We start from the raw sequence: 21,483 nt of genomic DNA on the forward strand, positions 1-21,483 counted from the left end.
CCGATAGTTGATTCTAAGCTGAAAGTACACAAACGCACAGTTAAGAACATATAAAAGTTAAAAAGCTGATAGCTGATAGCTGATAGTCGGTAGCGAAAATGACAAGTGAACTGCTGCAACAAGTAAGGGTTATCGACCCTGTTTCTGGAACTGACCAAATTACTGATGTGCTAATTGATGATGGCTATATCAGGTCTGTTGCTAATAATATTTCTGATGTACCCAATGACACTCATATTAGAGATTGTCATGGCTTAGTTCTTGGACCAGGGTTAGTGGATTTGTACAGCCACTGCGGGGAACCAGGGTTTGAAGAACGCGAAACCCTCTTGTCCCTCTTACAAACTGCTGCTGCTGGCGGCTTTACACGAATCAGTATCTTACCCGATACGTCCCCAGCCATCGATAACCCCGCTGTAGTCGCACAGTTGCAGAAGCGAGGTGGGGAAGTGGGACAGATGAGGAAGACAAGGGAGATAAGCCAGACAAGGGAGAAGCAAAATCCCTCGTTTTCCTCCCCGACTCCCCCCACTCCCCCCCACCTCAACATCTGGGGTGCAATCAGCTTAGATGTTGCTGGCAAGCAAATGACAGAATTGGTAGACTTGGCAGCCGTTGGGGTGGTTGGCTTTACCGACGGTCAACCTTGGGAAAATTTTGGGCTGGTACGTCGGGTGTTGGAATATCTCCAGCCTTTGAGGAAACCAGTCGCATTTTGGTGTTGCGATCGCGAATTGATCGGAAATGGGGTAATGCGCGAAGGTTCAGATGCGATTCGTTTAGGGTTACCTTTTATACCTGCTAGCGCGGAAACCTCTGCGATCGCCGCTTTGTTGGAATTAGTCACCGCCACCAGTACGCCAGTACACATCATGCGTGTTTCCACTGGTCGTAGTGTCGAATTAATTGCATCAGCCAAAGCCAGAGGTGTCCCCATCACCGCTAGTACCTCTTGGATGCATCTTTTACTTGACACGCAAGCAATAAAAAGTTATAATTCAAACCTAAAATTGAACCCTCCTTTAGGCAATCCCAGTGACTTAATAGCGTTACGGGAGGGAGTACGGACGGGTGTGATAGATGCTATAGCCATAGACCACACACCTTACACCTACGAAGAAAAAACCGTTGCCTTTGCCGAAGCTCCACCAGGAGCAATTGGTTACGAGCTAGCATTACCCCTTTTGTGGCAGCATTTGGTAGAAACCGGAGAATTCACAGCTTTGGAATTGTGGAAAGCTCTAAGTATGAATCCAGCCGAATGTTTACAACAGAAAATGAGTACGCTTGCACCTGAGCAAAAAGCGGAACTGGCTTTATTTGATCCCCAGCAAACTTGGAAAGTCGATAAGCAAAATCTGTATACACTTTCTAGTAATACATTTTGGTTGGGACAGCAATTAACAGGTCGGGTTGTGCGGACTTGGTGTTAGTTGATTTCAACAAAAAGCCTCTTGCAATTAAGAGTCATCAAAATAAAACCACAGATGCACACGAGTTATTTATCTATGTTAATCTGTGTACCCTGCGGGAAGCCGCCCGGAGGGCGTCTACATCTGTGGTTTTAACAGTTACCACTTATCAAGTACCCGCAGTACCAGTTATCAGTTTTATCGTTGGGGGAAACACCACACTCCTGTGCACCCCCAGAGCGTTGGTGGCGGGTTTAAATCCCCCACCAAAGCTAAATATACAAAAGTTAATGCATTTTTTTGGGTATTGTTGATTGAGTCTAAAAATAGTCAGATTGATGTATCAACAGGATTGCCTCAACTGCTGACATACGCTTTTGACGTACTCCCTGGGCTAAAGCCGCAGGGATTCTCAAATGATGTTACGAGGCAGTCTTAAGACGTGCCTCTCCACCATTCTTCTTGCTTCTTCGACTCTTAACTAGACGGTTTCCCGTCCCCGCCAGACCGTCTCCACAAGCATTTTCTAACACGCTGCGTCCCAGCGCGTTGACCCCTCTGTTTCGGATCACTTGAGCGGCTGCCACATCTCGATGTGTCGTGTAACCGCATGACTGACAGACGTGAAGCCTGTCTTTTAATTCTTTTTTCCCTGTATGAGTATCACATTGGGGGCAGACTTGTGAGGTGTAATCTTTGTCTACTTTGGCAAAATACACACCACGTTTCCAGCACACCCATTTTAGGATTTCAACGAATTGTCCAAATCCAGCGTCAAGGGTGTGCTTACCTAGCATTCCCTTTGCCCACGTCCGAAAATCAATTTCCTCAACAAACACCATTCCAGCATCGTTACAAAGTTTATGAGCGAGTTTGAAATGCCAATCTTTGCGAGTATCTTCCATGCGTTGATGAAGTCGGGCAATTTTGCGGTTTAACTTATGGCGATTGTTTGAACCCTTTTTCTTATTTCTTAGCCTGCGTTGCAGCAATTTCAGCTTGCGATGCAGTGTGTTTAAAAAACGGGGTCGCTCAATTAATTCACCGTCACTTGTTGCCGCAAATTTATCTAACCCTAAATCAATTCCTCTGGGATGTCTGCTAGCTACAGTGTCAGGTACGTTAACATTACATTCCAGCGTGAACATTAAGAAATATCCCGAAGCCTTACGAACTACCCTTACTTGTTTCAACTTGAAACCATCGGGGATCTCGCGAGACTTGACGTATTCCATCCATCCCAACTGTGGTAATTTGACTTGATTACCCTTAAGAACTTGACCTTTCCCCAGTTGCGGATACACAAATGACCGCATTCTGTACTTATTTTTGAACCGAGGAAAGCCCATTTTTTTCCGACTCATATCTACAAAAGCCGTCTCCAGCTTTCTCAAAACTTGTTGGAGTACTTGAGAATGAACTGTTGCAAGTTCCGGGAATTCAGCCTTAGCACGAGTCAGCGAATTGGCTTGCTCGTAGTAATTGGGATATGGAGCCGAAGCTGGCGTGATGTATTCGGAAACGATGGAACAAGCGTTGATAGGACACTTACGAGAATTTAGCCAATCTTTGCGCTCACGCAATGCAAAATTCCAGACTTTGCGACACACAGTTAAAGTGTGTTCAATCTGCTGGATTTGCTCGTTTGTAGGCATTGCTTTGTACTCGTAAGTTAGACTCAACATTGTTCTATCACCTCCTCTTACATAATCATACACCATTTTGTAAGACTATTCCGGAATATGTGACACGGCAGGTTAAAACCTGCGGGGCGCGGCTTTCATCCCCTGCCTAAAGGACGGAGTACGGCACTGCGTGCCTACTCCTCAGGGGTTTTCAGCCAGCCATTCTTATAAAAGTTTAGACCATCAAGAATCAGTTTGGGGTTTGACAACCAATGGCAGAAGTTATCAGTTTGTGAATATCCAGCAGGGACATCCTCCAACTTATCACTTAAATTTGATGGAAAGACAGCGTTCAATCCTGTTGCTACAAGTTCTCAAAGCAATTTGTCAGCTATAAAAGTGTATTCGCGCACAAAATGCCAGACGCTGCTACCGCAGGTACACCTATTCCTGGTGTAGTGCTATCACCCACACGATACAAACCCCGTATTGGCGTGTGACACCCCGGAAACATCCCCTTACCCGCCTCAATAGCCGGACCATAACTTCCCCGATACCTTCGTAGATAATAGGCATGAGTTAAGGGTGTGCCGATCAGTTCCAACACAACACGCTCTCTGATATCTGGGATAATCCGCTCTAGGGCACGATATAAAGTTTGAGCTTTGTCGCGCTTTTTCTGTTCATACTCGCTGTTCCGTTCCCATCCTGCGTATGGTTCTAAGGTGTAGGCGTGAAGCACATGATGTCCCTCTGGGGCAAGTGTTGCATCCCACACACTGGGAATCGATATCATGCAAGTATTTCCTGCTACTGTGATATCCTTGCTGGCATCATGAACTACTACGTGATGTCCTGTAATATTTTCCAAGCCCTCGCCACGGATACCTAAATGTAAATGCATAAAACTATCAACACTAGGTGTATCCAAAGCTGCTTTGCGGTAGGATGCAGGCAAATCATCCGGATGTAACAGTTTGGTGTAAGTGTCCCAGATACTGGCATTGGAAATGACAATGGGTGCGTTGAGGATTTCACCGTTTGTCAACTGAACACCAACCACCTTACGTGGAGACGCGCCAGGTTGCGTCTCTACAAGAATTTGCTCGACATGGCATCCTAGGAGCAACTGACCGCCCCAACGTTCTAACCCACGCACCAAAGCCTTGACAATAGCTCCACTGCCGCCTACAGGATACTCAACACAAGCACGAGAGCGTTCACCTAACATAAATGCGACCTCTGGGGCAATAGTGCCATGCGCCTTTAAACCAGACAGCAGAAAGCATTCCAAGTCGATTAGCCGCCTGACCCAAGGATCTTGTACTGTTGCATCCATCACATTACCCACAGATGCTTGAACAAGGAGCAAATGAGGTAGCATCTTTAACAAAGATGGCAAATAACGTTCAACTAATACAAGAATCACCTGCCAATCTGCCCGCAAAGCCAAGGTAGGAATTCCTTTCATGGCGTCATACAGTGGTAACAAACGCTCTTCAAACCGTTTGAATTCCTTGGCACCTTGGGGAGTAATTTTCGCTATTTCCTGACGGTAACGCTCAGCATTGCCATAAACAGCGAAAGTAGTTTCGGGAAAATGGTAGTGTCCAAAGGGGTCGTAAGGTACGGCTTCTAAGGATTCGCCCAAAACATCAAAAACTTGTTTGACAGGATTCAAACTTTCGGCACTTGTCAGACCACAATAGAATGAGGGACCAGAATCAAATTCAAATCCCCGTCGTCTGAAGCTATGAGCAGCTCCTCCAGGTATTGTATGGCTTTCACAAACAATCACCCGCTTACCGTAACGAGCAAGTAATGCAGCAGCAGTTAACCCGCCGATACCACTACCGATAACAATGACATCACAAGAGCGCATTTTTGTCATTTGTCCTTTATTATTTGTTATTTGTCCTTTGTTGTTCGTCCTTTGTCAAATGCCTGTTGAATAATGACTCATAACTCATGACTAATGAAAGCGTGACTCATGACTAATGACCAATGACTGAACCGTTGATTGAACTAAAAGGCGTTTCTATATCCTTTGGTACCAATAAGGTTTTAGATAACGTGGATTTGACGATTTACCGAGGAGAAGCATTAGGAATCATCGGTCCTAGTGGTACTGGTAAATCAACAATTTTACGGGTAATCGCTGGGTTAATTGCTCCTGATTCTGGAGAAATTTATGTCCAAGGAGTGCGGCGAGAGGGGTTGATTGAAGATGCTACAAATTTGGTTGGGATTGGCATGGTGTTCCAGCAGGCGGCGTTATTTGATTCTTTGACGGTGGAGGAGAATGTGGGGTTTTCACTTTATCAACACTCAAAAATGCGGCGCTCTCGTATTCGAGAACTGGTTAATGAAAAACTGGAGATGGTAGGGTTATCAGGAATAGGCGATCGCTACCCAGCGGAACTTTCCGGAGGGATGCGAAAACGAGTTAGCTTTGCGCGTGCGATTATGTCTAACCCCGATAACCCCAAAGACACTCCAGAAGTTTTACTGTACGATGAACCAACAGCCGGGCTTGATCCAATCGCTTCTACGGTGATAGAAGATTTAATCCGGCAATTGCAATGTACACAAGGAGTTTGTAGCACCTACGCCATTGTGACTCACCAACACAGTACCATTCGTCGCACGGCTGACCAGGTGGTATTTCTCTACCAAGGTAAAGTGCAATGGCAGGGAACTGTCAGTGAAATAGATACTACAGACCATCCTTTGATTAGACAATTTATTAGTGGAAGTGTATCTGGACCAATTCATGTTGTTGGTTAATCAGTGCTGAGGAGCTACTGTGTTGAAAGATCCAGCACGCAAAAGACTGGTTTCCCGTCGCTGTTGAGGAGCGTTGGGTTCCTCCCAACTTCAACCCTCCTCGCACGCCACTTGCTATCTCCTATGTCCAGAGGACACGCTACGCGAACAAAGACGCTGAGCCTTGCGGGTACGCTACGCGAACAACGGAGGGAACCTCCAAAGCCGCAGTGGCTCCACCCTTCGCGAAACCGCTCCGCGTCTACAACTGGTAGTAACCAAAGCACGCGACAAGCTCCTCCGTGGGGACTCCAAAGCCCTTGAGGGGCGTGCAAGTGGCGTGCAACTAACGTTATTGAATGCTGAATGCTGAGTGAGAATAGGTATACTCAGCACTTGCAACTCAGGACTAATTGTTGATAGGAGAAATAAAATGCGATCGCGAACATTTCGAGAAGGTTCTGTCGGGTTGTTGCTCCTGCTAGGACTGGGAGTGTTTGGGTTAATTATTTTGTGGTTGAATAGATTCACTGCTGCTAGCAATTCATACAAAGCTATTGTTGAATTTGCCAACGCTGGCGGTATGCAAAAAGGGGCAGTGGTTCGGTATCGTGGCGTCAGGGTAGGCACTATTTCTGCTATTCGACCGCGACCAAACAACGTTGAGGTGGAAATTGATATTACCAAATCCGACCTGATCATTCCCAGCAATGTCATAGTTGAGGCTAATCAGTCCGGACTGATTGGTGAAATCTTTGTTGACATTACACCAAAAACAGAGCTTCCCCTGGGGTTGTTGTTGCTAAACCCTTGGACAAAAATTGCAACCGCGACATGATTGTGTGTAATGGCTCTCGGTTAAAAGGTCAGATTGGTATTAGTACCGATGAACTTATTCGCAGCAGCACCGAGCTAGCTACTGTATACTCTAACCCAGAGTTTTATAAAAACGTTAACAGAGCTGTGGAAAATACTGCTGTAGCTGCAGCAACTGTCGCTGAATTAACTCGCAACCTCAATGTTGCAAGCAAAAGCTTGCAACAACAGCTCAACAACTTTGCCGCGACTACCAATACAGTGCAACGAGCGACAACTCAACTCAGTACATCCTCCACAAGAACCTTAAATCAAATCGGCACCACAGCAAATCGATTCGGTAATACCGCAGACCAATTCGGTGCTACCGCTAGAGAACTTCGTTCAACTACCGGTCAAGTTAATAAGCTGCTTAACAACCTCGATACTTTGGTGACAAGCAACCGTTCTTCGCTGGTTGCGACATTAAACAATATCACTGAAACTAGCAAAGAACTGCGCCAGACAGTTAGCAGCTTATCACCTGCTGTCAATCGCGTTACCCAAGGAGAATTAATCAAAAATTTAGAAACTCTGTCTGCTAATGCTGCACAGGCTTCTACGAATTTGCGCGAGGTGACTAATAGCCTAAACAATCCTAATAACGTGTTGGTACTGCAACAAACTTTAGATTCTGCTCGCGTGACATTTGAAAACACCCAAAAAATTACATCTGATTTGGATGAATTGACCGGAGATCCAGCTTTTCGGCAAAATCTACGACAATTGGTAAATGGTTTGAGTAGCTTAGTGTCCTCTACACAGCAGATGCAGCAGCAAGTGCAAGTTGCAGATTCTCTAGATTCAGTCAAAGCTGTCATTTCCAACCACAATGCTGCAATTTCCCCAGCGAATACAAATCAACAGCAGATAAAGTTTAATCTCTCACCCACTGCTGCTAAGAGTGCCGACAATATGTTTCAACGGACCACCATTACCTTGACGAATCCTACACAAAGCAGCAATCCAGATTCGTTAAAATTTAAGACCTCAAACACTGCTGTTAAGAGTGATGACAAAACGTTTCAACCGACCACCATTATCTTTACTTCTCCCCCAAAAAGCAGCAATCAAGATCCGTTAAGATTTAATATCTCAAACACTACTGTTAACAGTGCTGGCAAACAGCCTCCTCTATCTACCACCAGCCAAGTGAGTCCTTCCTCATCTCAAGAAAACCTCTTGAGGCAATTGAGAGAGCATCGCCAGCAGCAGGAGCAGGGAGAGTAGGGATAAAGGTAGTCTAATGGAAGTGGCATTTTAATCAATAACCTCAGGTCAGAAAACTTGTCTGATAAATCTATGACTAGCAAAGAAGTACTCACAAATGTTGCTGCCCAAATCCAATTGTTCAATGATAAGTAATACTCTGATAGAGCAGGTAAAGCAGCATGACACAGACAAAAGCCATCACGGATGCGATTACCAGTCTGGCGGACGCAGAAAACCGCTTTGGGTTCGTCCGCATTGAGTCCGAGCGGTTTTTCTCAGAGTGGTGCGAGGAATTGCCAGCCCTTAGCGAAGCCGACAAAGCGAACCTCGATGTCCTGCGGCGCAGGTATCTTTATCACCGGGCTTTTGGGAATTTGTTAGAGGGGACGGTTATGCTGTTGCTGGTTTCCCCGTTACTGGCGCTTGCTGGGTTTTACGATCCGCCATTCCGTATCAAGGCAGAAGAATCAGTGGATGTGGTGGTGAATGACGGTGAAGAGATTTTACGCGGACGGATTGATGTGCTGGTGCTGCAAGATCAGTTTTGGGTGATGGTGCTGGAATCTAAAAAAACCACGCTGTCGGTGTGGTCGGCATTACCGCAAGCCCTGGCGTATCTGATGGCAAACCCAAACCCGAATCTGCCCGTATTTGGTATGGTAACGAATGGGGACGATATTTTGTTTGTCAAGATGGTACAGGCGGGTACGCCGCAGTACGATTTGTCACGGGTTTTCGCGCCGTTTACTTCTGCCAGGGAACTGTACAGCGTTTTGCAAATCCTCAAGCGGTTTGGTCAGGCAGTTACCTCTGTGTGATGAGTGCCCTATTTCTTCTTCCTTATTAATTCCAATCTTCTTCTTCTTTTTTGCCCCGGCTTTTGTAAATGCCCCCAAGGCTGTGTAAGGAGCGTGTTTTCTCAAAAAGTTCTTGTTCGCTTAGACCCCACTGTTGTAAGACTTTATCCAAGTCGCTTTGGATGTCTCTTGCACCAGGAAAGCCTTGGTAGCGGATTCGCAATCTAGCGAGTTCTGCTAAATTATAATCAGTCGCCTCACCAATTAGTAAATTCTCAACGATAGGGCGATCGCGATTGTACAGTGGATGCTGTTGGTCTTTATTTGCTTTGCTCATATAAGTCTATTTTTTTGATTTGGATTTTAGATGGGGAATTGTTAGAGACAAGCTGTTGAAGCGTCTGTACATCTGTTAGTTGTCAAAAAAGTATCACTAACCACCAAGAACTTACTACTCATCAAACACCCGTCTTTATAGCTCTGTGTCTCGACTGACGGCAAACACACCTCAACTCTTACGGCTCTCACCACTGTCACTCGATTTTGAATAAAGATACATTGTCATTAAGAAAGTACACAAATGTTAAGGTGAGGGTGAATCACCAAACAGTGCTGAGTAATGAGTGTTGAGTGAGCAGTAAAATTTCACCCAAATCGGAAATGACTCGCCAATTCACAAACTCAAATCTTAGCACAACTGAAATCACCCAAAGCCCAAGCAGCAAGGGAGCAAGAACCCGATATGTTTGAACACTTCACATCCGAAGCTATTAAAGTCATTATGCTCGCCCAGGAAGAAGCGCGTCGCCTGGGGCACAACTTCGTCGGAACGGAGCAAATTCTCCTGGGGCTGATTGGAGAAGGAACAGGGATTGCTGCCAAAGTGCTGACCGACTTGGGCGTTACTCTCAAAGACGCACGTCGCGAAGTAGAAAGAATTATTGGTCGGGGTTCTGGCTTTGTACCCCCGGAAATTCCTTTTACCCCCAAGGTGAAAAGTCTTTTCGAGCAAGCTTTTAAAGAAGCTCGCAGCCTGGGACATAACCATATAGGTACTGAACACTTACTCTTGGGATTAACTGAGGCTGGTGAAGGTGTCGCCGCGAAAGTACTGCAAAATTTGGGGCTTGATTTGTCGCAAGTCCGCACCGCAGTAATTCGTCAGCTAGGTGAAGCGACATCTGTTTCCACAGGTCGCGGTGGTAGTCAAAGACGCACCCAAACTCTCAGTTTAGAGGAATTTGGTAGAAATCTTACTAAGCTAGCAAAAGAAGGCAAGATCGACCCAGTTGTCGGTCGTGAGAAGGAAATTGAGCGTGCCATTCAAATTCTTGGTCGCCGTACTAAAAATAACCCCGTGTTGATTGGGGAACCAGGAGTAGGTAAAACAGCGATCGCCGAAGGTCTAGCTCAACGGATTATTAACCAAGCTGTCCCCGATATTCTACAAGACAAGGAAGTCATCAGCCTTGACATGGGATCACTGGTGGCTGGGACTCGCTTCCGTGGCGATTTTGAAGAACGCATTAAGAAAGTCATGGATGAAATCCGCACAGCGGGCAATATCATCCTGGTGATAGATGAAGTTCACACTTTGATTGGTGCTGGCGGCACAGAAGGTGGCATGGATGCAGCGAACATCCTCAAACCAGCACTTGCAAGAGGTGAACTCCAGTGCATTGGCGCAACTACCCTTGATGAGTACCGTAAGCATATCGAACGCGATGCCGCTCTAGAGCGTCGTTTCCAACCGATTATGGTAGGCGAACCATCGGTTGAGGAAACTATCGAGATATTATACGGTTTGCGCTCTGCTTACGAGCAGCATCATAAAGTTCAAATCTCTGATGCAGCTCTGGTTGCTGCAGCTAATTTGTCAGACCGCTACATCAGCGATCGCTTCTTACCCGATAAAGCGATCGACTTGATTGATGAAGCGGGGAGCCGCGTTCATCTGCGGAATTCTATGAAGTCTGCTAATCGCGAACTCAAGCGCGAATTGGCGTTGGTGACAAAGGAAAAAGACCAAGCTGTCAGAACTCAGGACTTTGACAAAGCTGGACAACTGCGCGACAAGGAGTTGGAACTCGACTCTCAATTGAGAGAAAAACCACAAAACGAGAACTTTGTCAATGCTCCTGTTGTAGATGAGGAAGACATTGCTCAGATTGTCGCTTCTTGGACTGGCGTCCCAGTTAACAAGATCACTGAATCCGAATCAGAGTTGCTGCTGCACTTGGAAGACACACTGCACCAGCGTCTCATCGGTCAAGAGCAAGCAGTTACCGCAGTTTCCAAAGCTATCCGTCGCGCCAGAGTTGGGTTAAAGAATCCCAATCGACCGATCGCAAGCTTTATCTTCTCTGGTCCTACAGGAGTCGGTAAGACAGAATTGACGAAAGCATTGGCTTCCTACTTCTTCGGTTCCGAAGAAGCGATGATTCGCTTGGATATGTCCGAATTCATGGAACGCCACACCGTCTCCAAACTCATTGGTTCGCCTCCTGGTTACGTCGGATACGACGAAGGCGGGCAGTTAACCGAAGCCGTGCGGCGCAAACCCTACACAGTAGTGCTGTTCGACGAAATCGAAAAAGCACACCCCGATGTGTTCAATATGCTGCTGCAAATCTTGGAAGACGGTCGCCTCACCGATGCTAAAGGTCGGACAGTGGATTTCAAGAACACGCTGATTATCATGACTTCTAACATCGGTTCTAAGGTGATTGAGAAAGGTGGCGGTGGTTTGGGCTTCCAGTTCGCTGAAGATGAAGCTGAAGCTAGTTACAACCGCATCAAGACACTAGTGAACGAGGAACTCAAAGGTTTCTTCCGTCCAGAATTCCTCAACCGTCTTGATGAGATTATCGTCTTTACTCAGCTTAAGAAAGATGAAGTCAAGCAAATTGCTGACATCATGCTCCGCGAAGTCACAAGCCGCTTGACTGAGAAGGGAATTAGCCTGGAAGTGAGCGATCGCTTCAAAGACCGTGTGTTGCAAGAAGGCTACAACCCCAGCTACGGTGCTAGACCGTTACGTCGAGCAATTGTGCGCCTCCTGGAAGATTCTTTAGCTGAAGCGATGCTCTCCGGTCAAATCGGAGAAGGCGACACAGCTATTGTTGATGTTGACGATGACGGTCAGGTCAAAATTCACAAGTCGGAGAAACCAGAGTTGTTACTCGCGAATGTTGGCTAAGATTTATCCCACGTCACTTTCTGCTGTAACATCTAAAGACACTTTAACCCCTGCCTCATGCAGGGGAGCCATAAAGGCTCTTCTCTGGGAAACATTTTGTGAAATGCTAATAGTAATTTTTTCCCTGGTATCTCTACCAGGGAATTTTTTTATGTAGCAAAGACAATACTGCTAAAATTACCATCGCTCAGGCGCTACAGCAGCTTACTTCTTGGCATCTGGGCTTTGTGGTGAAGATTGAAATTCTTTGTTGTAAAGATTTATAACAAAGAAAAAAGCTTTGCGTAAAATACACTACAGCAGCGCGAGATATATATGGGCGAAAGCTTCTGCCAACCTCAGAAAATTCTCAGGAGAATCCTAAATGGTAATAGCTCAAAGTAACACCACTTTTACTCCAGATGCAGCGATTGTCATTCAAGGAGCTAATAACATCCAAACTTTGGCGCTAGCAGAGAGAAACCTGATTGAAGGGACTGACAACCCAGATATCATTTTTGGCACACCAGGGGATGATGAAATCAGGGCTAAAGGAGGCGACGATATCATAATAGGTACCACGGGTAATGATTTACTCGATGGTGGCGCTGGGTTTGATACTGTAGATTACAGCAACTTAGGACAAGCTATCACACTGCTTCCCAGAGGTGCGATCGGCGAAGGAAACTCAAGTGGAGGTCAACTCCAAAGCATTGAGAAAATTGTGGGGGCTATTGGTCAACAAAATACGATTGACGGTTCCAATAGTACAGGAGGAGCATCCTTCGACATCAACTTGGGAGCAAACCAACTCACTGTAAACAATATCCCCAATATCGGTTCGATTAGCTTTACGGTGGAAAACTTTGTTAATGTCAAGGGAACGCCTTTTGATGACAGTATTATCGGCAGTGGTGGCAACAATACTCTTGATGGGTTGGGTGGCAATGATACTTTAACTGGTGGTCTAGGTAACGACACACTCCTGGGTGGAGATGGGAATGATATCTTACAAGGTACCACAAACGCACCAACCGTAAGTTCAAACGAGCAAGATGTCCTCACAGGCGGATCTGGTTCAGACAGATTCATTCTCGGGAATGCTTCTGGTTCCTTCTACAAATTTGCTGGTGACAATGACTTTGCTCAAATCACAGACTTCTCCTCTGGCGATCAGATTCAATTGGGAACAGGAGATGTTTACAATGTCCAACGAAATGATGCTGGATTTGACGTATTTGTGGTAACAAACGGCGTGAGAGATTTAATCGCGGATGTGACGGTCATAACAGGAACGGGAACGGCAACGAATACAAATACGGCGGCATTCTTGGCTGCTTCTGATACTACTGCTGTCTCTCTTTTGAATACTTTACCTGAAGGGAATTTCCAACTGACTTCTGGACAGACTTTAGGTAACTTTGTAGGTGCATAGCTTTGTACAGTGCCAATGTAATATTTGTCTGATGTAAAAGGGCGATTTCGCAGAGCGAGAGTCCGCTCACGGGCGATCGCCTTGAGTACGCTTTGTGCTATCAAACAAGCTTATACGGGCGATCGCTCATACCCCATCGCCCAAGCGCAATTTTTTACAACGCACTAAATAGATGTCTTGTTTCCTTCAAAATCATCCCTAGCAAAAAGCCAATAATCAACCCAGAAGTATGACCAACAAAACTAATTTGTGGCGTTGTCAGGTCAAAGATGACTTGCAGCAAAATAAGTGACAAAATTCCTCGCAAACTTCTAGCAGCTAAGCGCGTTTTTTTCCTTCGCCAATCGTGTAATAAGACAGCGGCAAAAGCACCAACAAGACCCATCACACATCCAGATGCACCGACGACAAAATCAGCTTGAGAATACCCCGTAACTGACATATAAGTCACAGCCAGCATTGAGCCAATTGCACAAGTGAAGTACAATAGTAAAAATCGCGGTATTCCTAGGGCAAATTCCACCAAGCGACCAAATAAATAAAGACCAAGCATATTTAGTAATAGGTGCAAGAAACCGAAGTGAAGAAAAGCCGCGCTTAACAAGCGCCACCAACTTCCAGTCACAACTTCTTCTGGCACTAACGCACCTAAACGGTATAAGTTATTGACGTTGGTGCTACCTCCAAGTTTTACCTCTAGGGCAAAGGCAAGTACATTCAAACTGATAATTAAATATGTGGCAATTGGATGACGTGGCTTCAAGCTGATACTGCTATATGTTGGCTCATACTCTATTTCTGTAATGATTCTGGATAAAATCTGTTGGGATTTCTCAGTAAGTACTGATTCAGCTACAACCACAGGAGCGGACAAACGCCTTGCAACTGCATTGTGGATGCGAACATCACTGCTATCAGCTATACTTAAAAATTGCTCGTGAGCGATGATGTCACCTCCAGCCGCTTGGTCAGCTGTTGCTAGCCAAAATAATTTGATGGTGTTTGAATAGTTTGCCAGTGAACCACTGAGTAATCTTGCTACCTGTTCTGTTTGACCGCAGAAGGCTAGCACCAACATACGTGCAAAATTGCGCGTTCTCAAGTTAGGTATTTTCTCCAGGCTATGCTCATAGCGCTCCCAAGCTTCGAGCATACCATTCAAGTCGCCAGTCTCACCGAGCGCTCTTATGTAGCCGCTCAGTATATCGAAATCCTTCCGCAATACTGCTTCTGGTACGTTAGCTTGTATCCACAGCAGCAGTTCTTCCCAACGAGCATCCATTTGGTAAAGGGTGACGGTTGCAGAGCGACCAGTCGCTGTTGTAGCAGTTTGATAACGGTCTAGAATTGCAGTAGCTTCAGCCATTGCTCCACGCTGACTTAATTCCATGGCGTGTAACAATTTCGGTTGCTCGCGCCAACCATCTAACGGATGCAGCCAGGAAATCAGGCTAGCCACTCTGCTGGCTTGACCAAAACGTTGTTGAGCAATAAGTTGGTCAACTTTCCTGTGACCAAGATTAGGCACGATGACTAGAATCGCCCACAAGCATCCACCAATCAAGCCACCTAGGGATGGAGTCAGATACAACAAAACTGCAACTGCAACCAAGATTAATCCTGACACTATAATCCAGCCACGATTATTCTTAGCAGAAATACGAGATGCACTCATCATCGTCGAGATGCATGATAGACACACTAGCCAAATCAGTATGTGATTGAGATCCATCGGATTGAAACTAATCAGGAAATCCCTGGTTGTAGAGCAATTACTATTATGATTGTCTTTTGAATATGCGTGTATTACACTAATACAAAAGCAGTGCTGACTCTGTGTAGCGACAGATACAAAAACTTTAGAAACAAAATATTAAGTAGAGTGCGCCTGTGCGATGTGGAAGCGACGCTTTTGGCGTCTACCTAAGCGTTACGCGCCACCCAATCATAAGATGGTGCGTTAGGGCAAAAAACAATCAAAATAATAATTAACATTAGTTAGCGCCGTAATAGACTATACACAGCTATACTGACTACTTATTTGTTAACATTTCTGGCAATTCTTTACCCTTAACAACATTGTCGGAATAACCGGATACAGGAGAAACTTGCCAACCGTCTAGCGCGTCTTTAATGACACCGGCTAAAGGTACAGCAATCAGCAACCCCAAGACTCCACCAATGTAGGTTCCCACTAGCAAAGAAATTAAAACCCATATTGGTCTAAGTCCTGTAAAACTTCCCAAGAGTCTCGGAGCAATAGCTTGGTCAATTAATTGGTCAATGACAACGGCTACAGCCAAAACCCTTGCTGCTAGCCAAAAATCATTTGACGCTATGAGGAGAGTGACTACCGCAAGACTAACAACATCACCGAAGGGAATTAAGCTCAAAATCCCTACTCCCAAACCAAAGACTAAAGCAAACTGGACTTGAAAAACTAGAAACAGTATAGTTAGTGAAATCCCCATCAGGAAAGCCAAAGCTACCTGACCTATTAAGTAATTTTGAAAATTCTGCTGAACAGATTGCCTTAACTGCTGACTAAAACTGAAGGGCAACTTCTTAAATAAACTATCCCAAATTTTCTCACCATCTATTAACAAATAAATAGTTAGTACGACTGTAATTAAAGCTTCGGAAATACTATCAATGGTGTCGAACACAATACTAAAGAGTTTATCTACCACATATTCCAATTCATTTGGTAAGTGATTGGTTATTTGAGTAAATATCTGATCGAAATTAACCTTCAAGCCGTGGCTAACTGACCACTCATTAAGATTCTGGAATTTTTGCTCACTAGAGTCAATCCATTGAGGAAGTACTTTCGCCATTTCATGAAACTGATCTAAAATAATAGGAACTACAGTCATTCCTAAAGCAAATATAATTATTAAAGTTGATAAAAAAACTAATGTGACTGCAAAATTTCTTTTCACTCCGCGTTTTTGGAGAATCGAAACAGGATAATTCAAAATGAAGGCAAGTAGAGCGGCTAAAAGAAAAGTTGTCAATAGAGGTTGAAAATATTGAAAAACTTGAACCGCTAGCCAGCCATTAAGAAAGACTAGTGGAAACAGTAGTGTCAAAATTAACCATTGCAGTAGTTTGGTAAGTGAAATATCCATATTAAAGAGTCATTAAAGAGTCAAAAATTGTAATTTGGGCAAAGTTCATTTATAATAATAAATCTAATTAATTACAAAGCACTCGGTAGAGACGCTCAGATAGTGCTTTTGAGAATCTTGCCGTCCATAGCCAACCATTGTTGTTGACCGCAGCGAATCAACTCTTACCCAGTTACGGCACACTGCTGAACGAATACGGTTCAGTTAAGGATTGTTGTTGGGAACTTCACAAGCTGTAGAGACGTTAGATATAACGTCTTTACAGCTTTTGACACTCCCCATGCCTAAAGGCAAGGGGATTCTCTAAGAGTTTCTGCCGTATCTCTTAGATACCCGATTGTCGGCAGTTGTGTACGCAGTTGTATCAAAGAGGGACAACTGAACACCCAACTGCTCAGAGGCATGGTTCCTGGACTCAACCCTCGATACGGTTGATGCTTTCTGACTAGCAGACTTCACAGGCGTGACTTTCCGAGAGTCCCTCGGTAGAGTCTTTCTTGTTTTTTGTGGGAAGACTAACCCCACTCTCTTCGCGATTGTTCGAGAAGCTTTTGTATCTGCGTGTTCAGTGTAGTTGCAATTAACACACAGAAACTTTTCACCATCACGGTTACTTTTGTCGATGTGATGACATTTTGGACACTCTCGACTACTGTATTTGGGATTGACTTTTACTACTGGTTTGCCTGCTTTTAAAGCAGTCCAAGCAATCTTACCAAACAAGTCGTTCCATGCACAGTCTTGTATGACTTTGTTTAAGCCAGACTTCGCTTTGGCTGCGTTCTTCTTGTAACCACCTTTCCCATCATGTTTGGGCTTGGCACGCTTCACCATATTGGACACGTTTAAATCTTCATGCCCAATCACGTCTGCTGTGTTGACAATCTTTTGAGCAGCTTGCCAGTTGCGTCCATCCCGTTTGTTAGTTGTTTCATGTTGCATCTTAGCAACACGTTGGTAAGCTTTCTTGCGGTTCCTGGAACCTTTCTCTTTTCGGGTTGCAGCACGTTGACGAATGGCTAAGCGTCGCGCAGATCTCTTGTTGGTAGCTGGTCGGGTATTCTCGATAAAGCTACCATCTGACAAGGCAACTAGCTTGTTGACTCCTACATCAATACCGACAATAGACGCTTGCTCTTGTAGCTTTTTTGTCTGTGGTAGGTCGGGTACATCAACTAGTGCTGAGATGTACCAGTTGCCCCCTTGACGCTTGAGTGTGCAAGCCCCAAATTTTTCAATACTAGTTAAATCACGGCTATTGTGAATCTTGATATCACCAATGCTGGGAAGGTAAATAGTGGCGTAGTTGTCTGTAGCGTCCTTAATCAATACTCTGCCAGTTTTGAACTCCATTGAATCAAGCCTGGTTTTGTATTGGGGAAATCCACGCCCATGTTGCCAGAAATTGGAAAATGCTGTATCTAGCTTGGCTAGATTGGTTTGTAGCACACACGAATCTATTTCAGCAAAGTTAGCACGGGTATGCCTTAAATCAGTCGTGATTTTTGATTGGATGCCACTGGCTGAGTCCCATCTAATCTCCCCAGTTTTCTTGTTAGCCTTTTTTGCAATATTCAAGTCTTGAGGAACTACACCATGCTTGAGAACAGGGCAGGTTAAAGGGCAGCAAGACCCGTACTCTATTCTAGTTTCAATGTCGCACAAAGACCCCCAAGCATAGGTAATTTGGGTATTCGCGTTTTGATTATTGGTGTTATAGCCTGTTTCTCTTTCCCGCAATGCGAAGTTCCGATGCTTCCTCAAAGTGTCTAAGTGACGTGACATTGTTTCGTCTTGCGTCTTGGTTGCTTTGATTTTGAAGTTCCATCTTACCCGCACCTGCTTTCACCACCTTGTTATTTAGCTTAGTGTAGTCTATTATATATCTACAAGCAGTATATTAAAAATATTTAAATGAAATAAAAATATTTAAATGAAAAAGTTTAAATCTAACAATAATGTTGTCTATTCATGCAAGTACCATGTTGTTTGGACACCCAAATATCGTCGCCCTGTATTGAAAGACGGGGTTGATGTAAGACTTAAAGATCTCTTAGCTCAGATAGCTAAAGAGATTCAGGTTGACATCATTGAAGTGGAGATAATGCCAGACCAGGTTCATTTGTTAATTGAGGTAGACCCTCAGTTTGGAGTCCATAAAGCAGTGAAACGGTTCAAAGGCGCTACTTCTAGGTATCTTCGTTCTGAGTTTCCGCACCTTAAATCAAGGATTCCTACCCTGTGGACTAATTCTTACTTCGTTTCGACGGTTGGGGGAGCGCCTTTGGAAGTTGTTAAACAGTACATCCAAAATCAGAAAGAAGTTTGACGGGGAATAAATTCCCCTACGGGCTTACCCCATGTCTAAAGCCAGGGGCTTGCGCCCTATGATTTTCGGTCAGTTGTCAGTAAGTAAATTATCTTATCCAAACCGCATTGGGGATAATGGGTAGTAGGAAGAGTACAAGAAAGAGAAATTCTTGTACTCTTCCCATCACCCCGTCCGGGCTTCAACCCTCAGAACCAGGTTCTGAGGATGGCGTCGGCCTGAGTCTTTCCCGCCAAGAACGTGTTGGAGTTGAAGAACCTGAGGAGGGCGAGGAGTTGGTTGCAGGAGGTGTATACTGTCGCCTACTTCTTCTTGGAGTAGAAGAATCAGATTCTACTCTTCTAGAGCGCCGTGGACGATCCGATGAGGATGACTCACTACTGGAACTTGATTCTTCGCTACGATAACGACGACTGTAACGCCTTCTTGGTCTTGACGTTTCCTCTTGTTGTTGCTCTTGCTGATAATAGCGTCTCCTATTTCTGCCTCTTCTAGATGAATCTTCACTACTATCATCAGAATTTACTTGTTGATTTCTTCGTCTATATGACCTGCTGTTCGTTTCTTCATCGGATTGCTGGTTCTTCGAGGTAACGGGGCGATTTATAATTCGCTTAGCCTTGACAGGTTTCGCCTTTATACTACCTTTTCGACCTTCTAGCTTGGGTCTTTCAGGAAACTTTTCAACCGGTATTTCCTTGACCACTTTTTCCATAAATTCATGCCAAGTGTCAGCAGCACTACCACTGCTACCCCAAGTAGGCTTGTTGTCGTCATTACCCAACCAAACTCCTGTCACCATTTGGGGAATATATCCAATAAACCATAAATCGCGAGCATCATCGGTGGTACCAGTTTTGCCAGCAACAGGTCTATTTAATTGAGCAGCACGACCAGTACCATTTTCCACGACGTTGCGGAGCATCCAGGTCATGATGGCAGCACTTTCAGCGTCGATCGCCCGCTTCGGCTTGAAGTCAGCAGACCAAATGACCTTACCTCGACGGTCAAGGATGCGGGTAATACCATGAGGTTCTACGTGCAAACCTTTAGTCGCAAAAGAACCATAAGCGCTGGTCAACTCGAGCAGATTCACTTCTGCGGAACCAAGCGCCAAAGAATACATGGGTTTGAGTTCCGATTGAATCCCCATTTTGTGGGCAAGTTGGATGGTTGGTTCAAATCCCACTTTCATCAGCACCCTCACCGCAACAATGTTGACTGATTTGGTGAGCGCATCCCTCATCGTCAGCCAACCTCGGAAACCCTCATCAAAGTTTTTCGGTTCATAACCATCTATCACTAGGGGTGAATCGAGGTAGTTGTCATAGGGGCTGATCCCGCTTGCTATAGCAGCAGCATAAACAAACCCCTTAAATGTTGACCCTGGCTGACGCTGTGCTTGGGTGACACGATTAAATTGGTTCTTTCCAAAATCTTTCCCCCCAACCATTGCCTTAATTTCACCACTGCGGGGGTCAACAGCAACTAAAGCCGCTTGCTTAAAGTTTTCCCAGCGCCCTTGATTTCGCAACGTTTTGGCAACTGTTGCTTCCGCCGCCTTCTGCCAATTCAAGTTCAGGCTAGTTTCCACTGTGACGCCTGCTTTGAGTGCTTCGGGGGAAACATATTTTGGCAATTCTTTTTGGATGTAGCTGATAAAGTAGGGAGCTTCTACTTCCCATCGCTTGGGCGAACTGGGTTTAATTGTAACTGGTTCTGCGATCGCTGCTTGTTTTTCGGCTGCTGTAATAAATCCATCTTCCTGCATCCGTTGCAACACCAGATTCCGCCGCTGCTTTGCCGCTTCTGCATTCACTTGTGGTGAAAAGCGATTTGGGGCGGGAGGTAATGCCGCGATCGTTGCCATTTCGCTTAACGTGAGTTGATCCACAGATTTACTATAGTAAACCCATGCTGCATCTGCGACACCGTAAGCCCCAGAACCTAAGTACACCAGATTCAAGTAGCGTTCCAGAATTTCGTCTTTAGACAATTGTTCTTCTATTTTCTGTGCCAGACGAGCTTCCTTGACCTTTCGCCAGACAGTTTTCTCTTGTTTGAGGAAGAGAATTCTTGCGACTTGTTGCGTGATGGTACTACCACCTTCTACCACGTTTTGCGATCGCACGTTATTCAAAACTGCTCTGACAATTCCTTGGGTATCAACTCCATTATGTTTATTAAATCTTCTGTCTTCCGAAGCAATAAAAGCTTTCTTAAATTTATCTGGTATTTCCTCTATCTTTAACTGTTCTCTAGTTGCTTCGCCTTGCTGTTGTATGATCGTTCCATCACCAGCTTTAATAGTCAGTGTACGCTCACGAACAATCGCGTTGAGTTCAGCTTTATCGGGTAAACTTTGGTCTATTGCTGCAATACCGTAGCCTATAGCAATCATTCCACTACTTATACCCAAGCCTGCCCAAAACCAATAGCGACGATAAAGCGGTTTATTACTGCCAGGAAGTTTCGAGAGTATCTGGTTCAATAATTGGTTTCGCTTTCCCTGCTTGATTGGTGAGCTCGTCTCATTTGTGGATTCTTCGTTGTCACTTTGATGACCAGGGGGCGGTTCTGGTTTCTGTTTATCAGCGTCACTCGGCTTTGCTGGTCGTTCCTGGAACCAGGAGTTAAACTTTACCACGTCAATTCCTCACCAAAATCAAAGGGCGGAAGCCCCGTCTTTTTAAGACTGGGGACGAAGTCCGACGGGAAAGGTACCCCGTAAGACTTATCCCTA

General features: G+C 45.0%; 15 protein-coding genes and 2 pseudogenes. 10 read left to right on the top strand and 7 right to left on the bottom strand.

What is annotated here, in order from left to right:
* Positions 1-98: 98 nt before the first annotated feature.
* Together V5G28_RS27335 and V5G28_RS36885 are read left to right on the top strand one after the other, a co-directional pair.
* Positions 99-1,433, top strand: coding sequence for a dihydroorotase (locus tag V5G28_RS27335; RefSeq protein WP_332996414.1), 1,335 nt, complete (start codon positions 99-101; stop codon positions 1,431-1,433).
* A 244-nt stretch (positions 1,434-1,677) separates the two neighbouring features.
* Positions 1,678-1,800: pseudogene (locus tag V5G28_RS36885) on the top strand (restriction endonuclease subunit R); the annotation flags it as partial.
* 34 nt (positions 1,801-1,834) lie between these two features.
* On the opposite strand, the gene V5G28_RS27340 reads toward V5G28_RS36885, so the two are convergent.
* Entirely contained in the window at positions 1,835-3,097 is a 1,263-nt protein-coding gene (locus V5G28_RS27340) for an RNA-guided endonuclease InsQ/TnpB family protein (protein WP_332996416.1), read from the bottom strand.
* A gap of 130 nt (positions 3,098-3,227) precedes the next feature.
* Here V5G28_RS27340 and V5G28_RS27345 point away from each other — a divergent pair, with 130 nt between their 5' ends.
* On the top strand, positions 3,228-3,434 hold the full coding sequence (locus V5G28_RS27345; protein WP_332996418.1) for a hypothetical protein: 207 nt from the start codon (positions 3,228-3,230) through the stop codon (positions 3,432-3,434).
* Here V5G28_RS27345 and V5G28_RS27350 read toward each other — a convergent pair.
* Entirely contained in the window at positions 3,429-4,919 is a 1,491-nt protein-coding gene (locus V5G28_RS27350; protein WP_332996550.1) for a phytoene desaturase family protein, read from the bottom strand. The genes V5G28_RS27345 and V5G28_RS27350 overlap by 6 nt on opposite strands.
* A 122-nt stretch (positions 4,920-5,041) precedes the next feature.
* Between V5G28_RS27350 and V5G28_RS27355 the strand changes: the two genes are divergently transcribed.
* The 3 genes and pseudogenes from V5G28_RS27355 to V5G28_RS27365 all read left to right on the top strand — a co-directional run bounded on the left by V5G28_RS27355 (position 5,042) and on the right by V5G28_RS27365 (position 8,688).
* Complete coding sequence (locus V5G28_RS27355; RefSeq protein WP_332996420.1) at positions 5,042-5,824, top strand: ABC transporter ATP-binding protein; 783 nt, start codon at positions 5,042-5,044, stop codon at positions 5,822-5,824.
* Between the two features lie 412 nt (positions 5,825-6,236).
* Positions 6,237-7,888 (top strand): annotated as a pseudogene (locus tag V5G28_RS27360) (MlaD family protein).
* A 161-nt stretch (positions 7,889-8,049) separates the two neighbouring features.
* The gene (locus V5G28_RS27365) at positions 8,050-8,688 is read left to right on the top strand and encodes a type I restriction endonuclease subunit R (RefSeq protein WP_336231377.1); all 639 of its coding nucleotides are present in this window, start codon (positions 8,050-8,052) and stop codon (positions 8,686-8,688) included.
* A 25-nt stretch (positions 8,689-8,713) separates the two neighbouring features.
* Here V5G28_RS27365 and V5G28_RS27370 read toward each other — a convergent pair whose 3' ends face one another.
* A complete protein-coding gene (locus V5G28_RS27370) occupies positions 8,714-9,004 on the bottom strand; it encodes a DUF3288 family protein (protein ID WP_332996426.1) in 291 nt (96 codons plus the stop codon).
* 405 nt (positions 9,005-9,409) lie between these two features.
* On the opposite strand from V5G28_RS27370, the gene V5G28_RS27375 reads away from it, so the two are divergent.
* The 3 genes from V5G28_RS27375 to V5G28_RS27385 all read left to right on the top strand — a co-directional run bounded on the left by V5G28_RS27375 (position 9,410) and on the right by V5G28_RS27385 (position 13,448).
* Positions 9,410-11,866 carry an ATP-dependent Clp protease ATP-binding subunit gene (locus V5G28_RS27375; protein ID WP_332996428.1) on the top strand — a complete coding sequence of 819 codons (2,457 nt, stop codon included), beginning with the start codon at positions 9,410-9,412 and terminating at the stop codon, positions 11,864-11,866.
* Between the two features lie 364 nt (positions 11,867-12,230).
* Positions 12,231-13,280, top strand: coding sequence for a calcium-binding protein (locus V5G28_RS27380; RefSeq protein ID WP_332996430.1), 1,050 nt, complete (start codon positions 12,231-12,233; stop codon positions 13,278-13,280).
* A 24-nt stretch (positions 13,281-13,304) separates the two neighbouring features.
* Complete coding sequence (locus V5G28_RS27385) at positions 13,305-13,448, top strand: hypothetical protein (protein ID WP_332996432.1); 144 nt, start codon at positions 13,305-13,307, stop codon at positions 13,446-13,448.
* Here V5G28_RS27385 and V5G28_RS27390 read toward each other — a convergent pair.
* From V5G28_RS27390 to V5G28_RS27400, 3 genes are all read right to left on the bottom strand, one after another.
* Entirely contained in the window at positions 13,435-15,012 is a 1,578-nt protein-coding gene (locus V5G28_RS27390; protein WP_336231378.1) for a rhomboid family intramembrane serine protease, read from the bottom strand. The genes V5G28_RS27385 and V5G28_RS27390 overlap by 14 nt on opposite strands.
* 301 nt (positions 15,013-15,313) lie before the next feature.
* The gene (locus V5G28_RS27395) at positions 15,314-16,411 is read right to left on the bottom strand and encodes an AI-2E family transporter (protein WP_332996435.1); all 1,098 of its coding nucleotides are present in this window, start codon (positions 16,409-16,411) and stop codon (positions 15,314-15,316) included.
* Between the two features lie 303 nt (positions 16,412-16,714).
* The gene (locus V5G28_RS27400; RefSeq protein ID WP_332996437.1) at positions 16,715-18,196 is read right to left on the bottom strand and encodes an RNA-guided endonuclease InsQ/TnpB family protein; all 1,482 of its coding nucleotides are present in this window, start codon (positions 18,194-18,196) and stop codon (positions 16,715-16,717) included.
* Between the two features lie 148 nt (positions 18,197-18,344).
* Here V5G28_RS27400 and tnpA point away from each other — a divergent pair, with 148 nt between their 5' ends.
* A complete protein-coding gene (gene tnpA, locus V5G28_RS27405) occupies positions 18,345-18,740 on the top strand; it encodes an IS200/IS605 family transposase (protein ID WP_332996439.1) in 396 nt (131 codons plus the stop codon).
* A gap of 181 nt (positions 18,741-18,921) precedes the next feature.
* Here tnpA and V5G28_RS27410 read toward each other — a convergent pair whose 3' ends face one another.
* The gene (locus V5G28_RS27410; RefSeq protein WP_332996441.1) at positions 18,922-21,387 is read right to left on the bottom strand and encodes a transglycosylase domain-containing protein; all 2,466 of its coding nucleotides are present in this window, start codon (positions 21,385-21,387) and stop codon (positions 18,922-18,924) included.
* Positions 21,388-21,483 lie beyond the last annotated feature (96 nt).

Origin of the sequence: Scytonema sp. PRP1 (assembly GCF_036697665.2) — a bacterium.
Lineage (GTDB): Bacteria > Cyanobacteriota > Cyanobacteriia > Cyanobacteriales > Nostocaceae > Kalymmatonema > Kalymmatonema gypsitolerans.

Coding starts and splice junctions, on each gene's coding strand:
- V5G28_RS27365 (WP_336231377.1), top strand. CDS start 8,050: ATGACACAGACAAAAGCCATCACGGATGCGATTACCAGTCTGGCGGAC.
- tnpA (WP_332996439.1), top strand. CDS start 18,345: ATGAAAAAGTTTAAATCTAACAATAATGTTGTCTATTCATGCAAGTAC.
- V5G28_RS27355 (WP_332996420.1), top strand. CDS start 5,042: ATGACTGAACCGTTGATTGAACTAAAAGGCGTTTCTATATCCTTTGGT.
- V5G28_RS27350 (WP_332996550.1), bottom strand. CDS start 4,919: ATGCGCTCTTGTGATGTCATTGTTATCGGTAGTGGTATCGGCGGGTTA.
- V5G28_RS27395 (WP_332996435.1), bottom strand. CDS start 16,411: ATGGATATTTCACTTACCAAACTACTGCAATGGTTAATTTTGACACTA.
- V5G28_RS27380 (WP_332996430.1), top strand. CDS start 12,231: ATGGTAATAGCTCAAAGTAACACCACTTTTACTCCAGATGCAGCGATT.
- V5G28_RS27375 (WP_332996428.1), top strand. CDS start 9,410: ATGTTTGAACACTTCACATCCGAAGCTATTAAAGTCATTATGCTCGCC.
- V5G28_RS27335 (WP_332996414.1), top strand. CDS start 99: ATGACAAGTGAACTGCTGCAACAAGTAAGGGTTATCGACCCTGTTTCT.
- V5G28_RS27370 (WP_332996426.1), bottom strand. CDS start 9,004: ATGAGCAAAGCAAATAAAGACCAACAGCATCCACTGTACAATCGCGAT.
- V5G28_RS27390 (WP_336231378.1), bottom strand. CDS start 15,012: ATGGATCTCAATCACATACTGATTTGGCTAGTGTGTCTATCATGCATC.
- V5G28_RS27400 (WP_332996437.1), bottom strand. CDS start 18,196: ATGTCACGTCACTTAGACACTTTGAGGAAGCATCGGAACTTCGCATTG.
- V5G28_RS27340 (WP_332996416.1), bottom strand. CDS start 3,097: ATGTTGAGTCTAACTTACGAGTACAAAGCAATGCCTACAAACGAGCAA.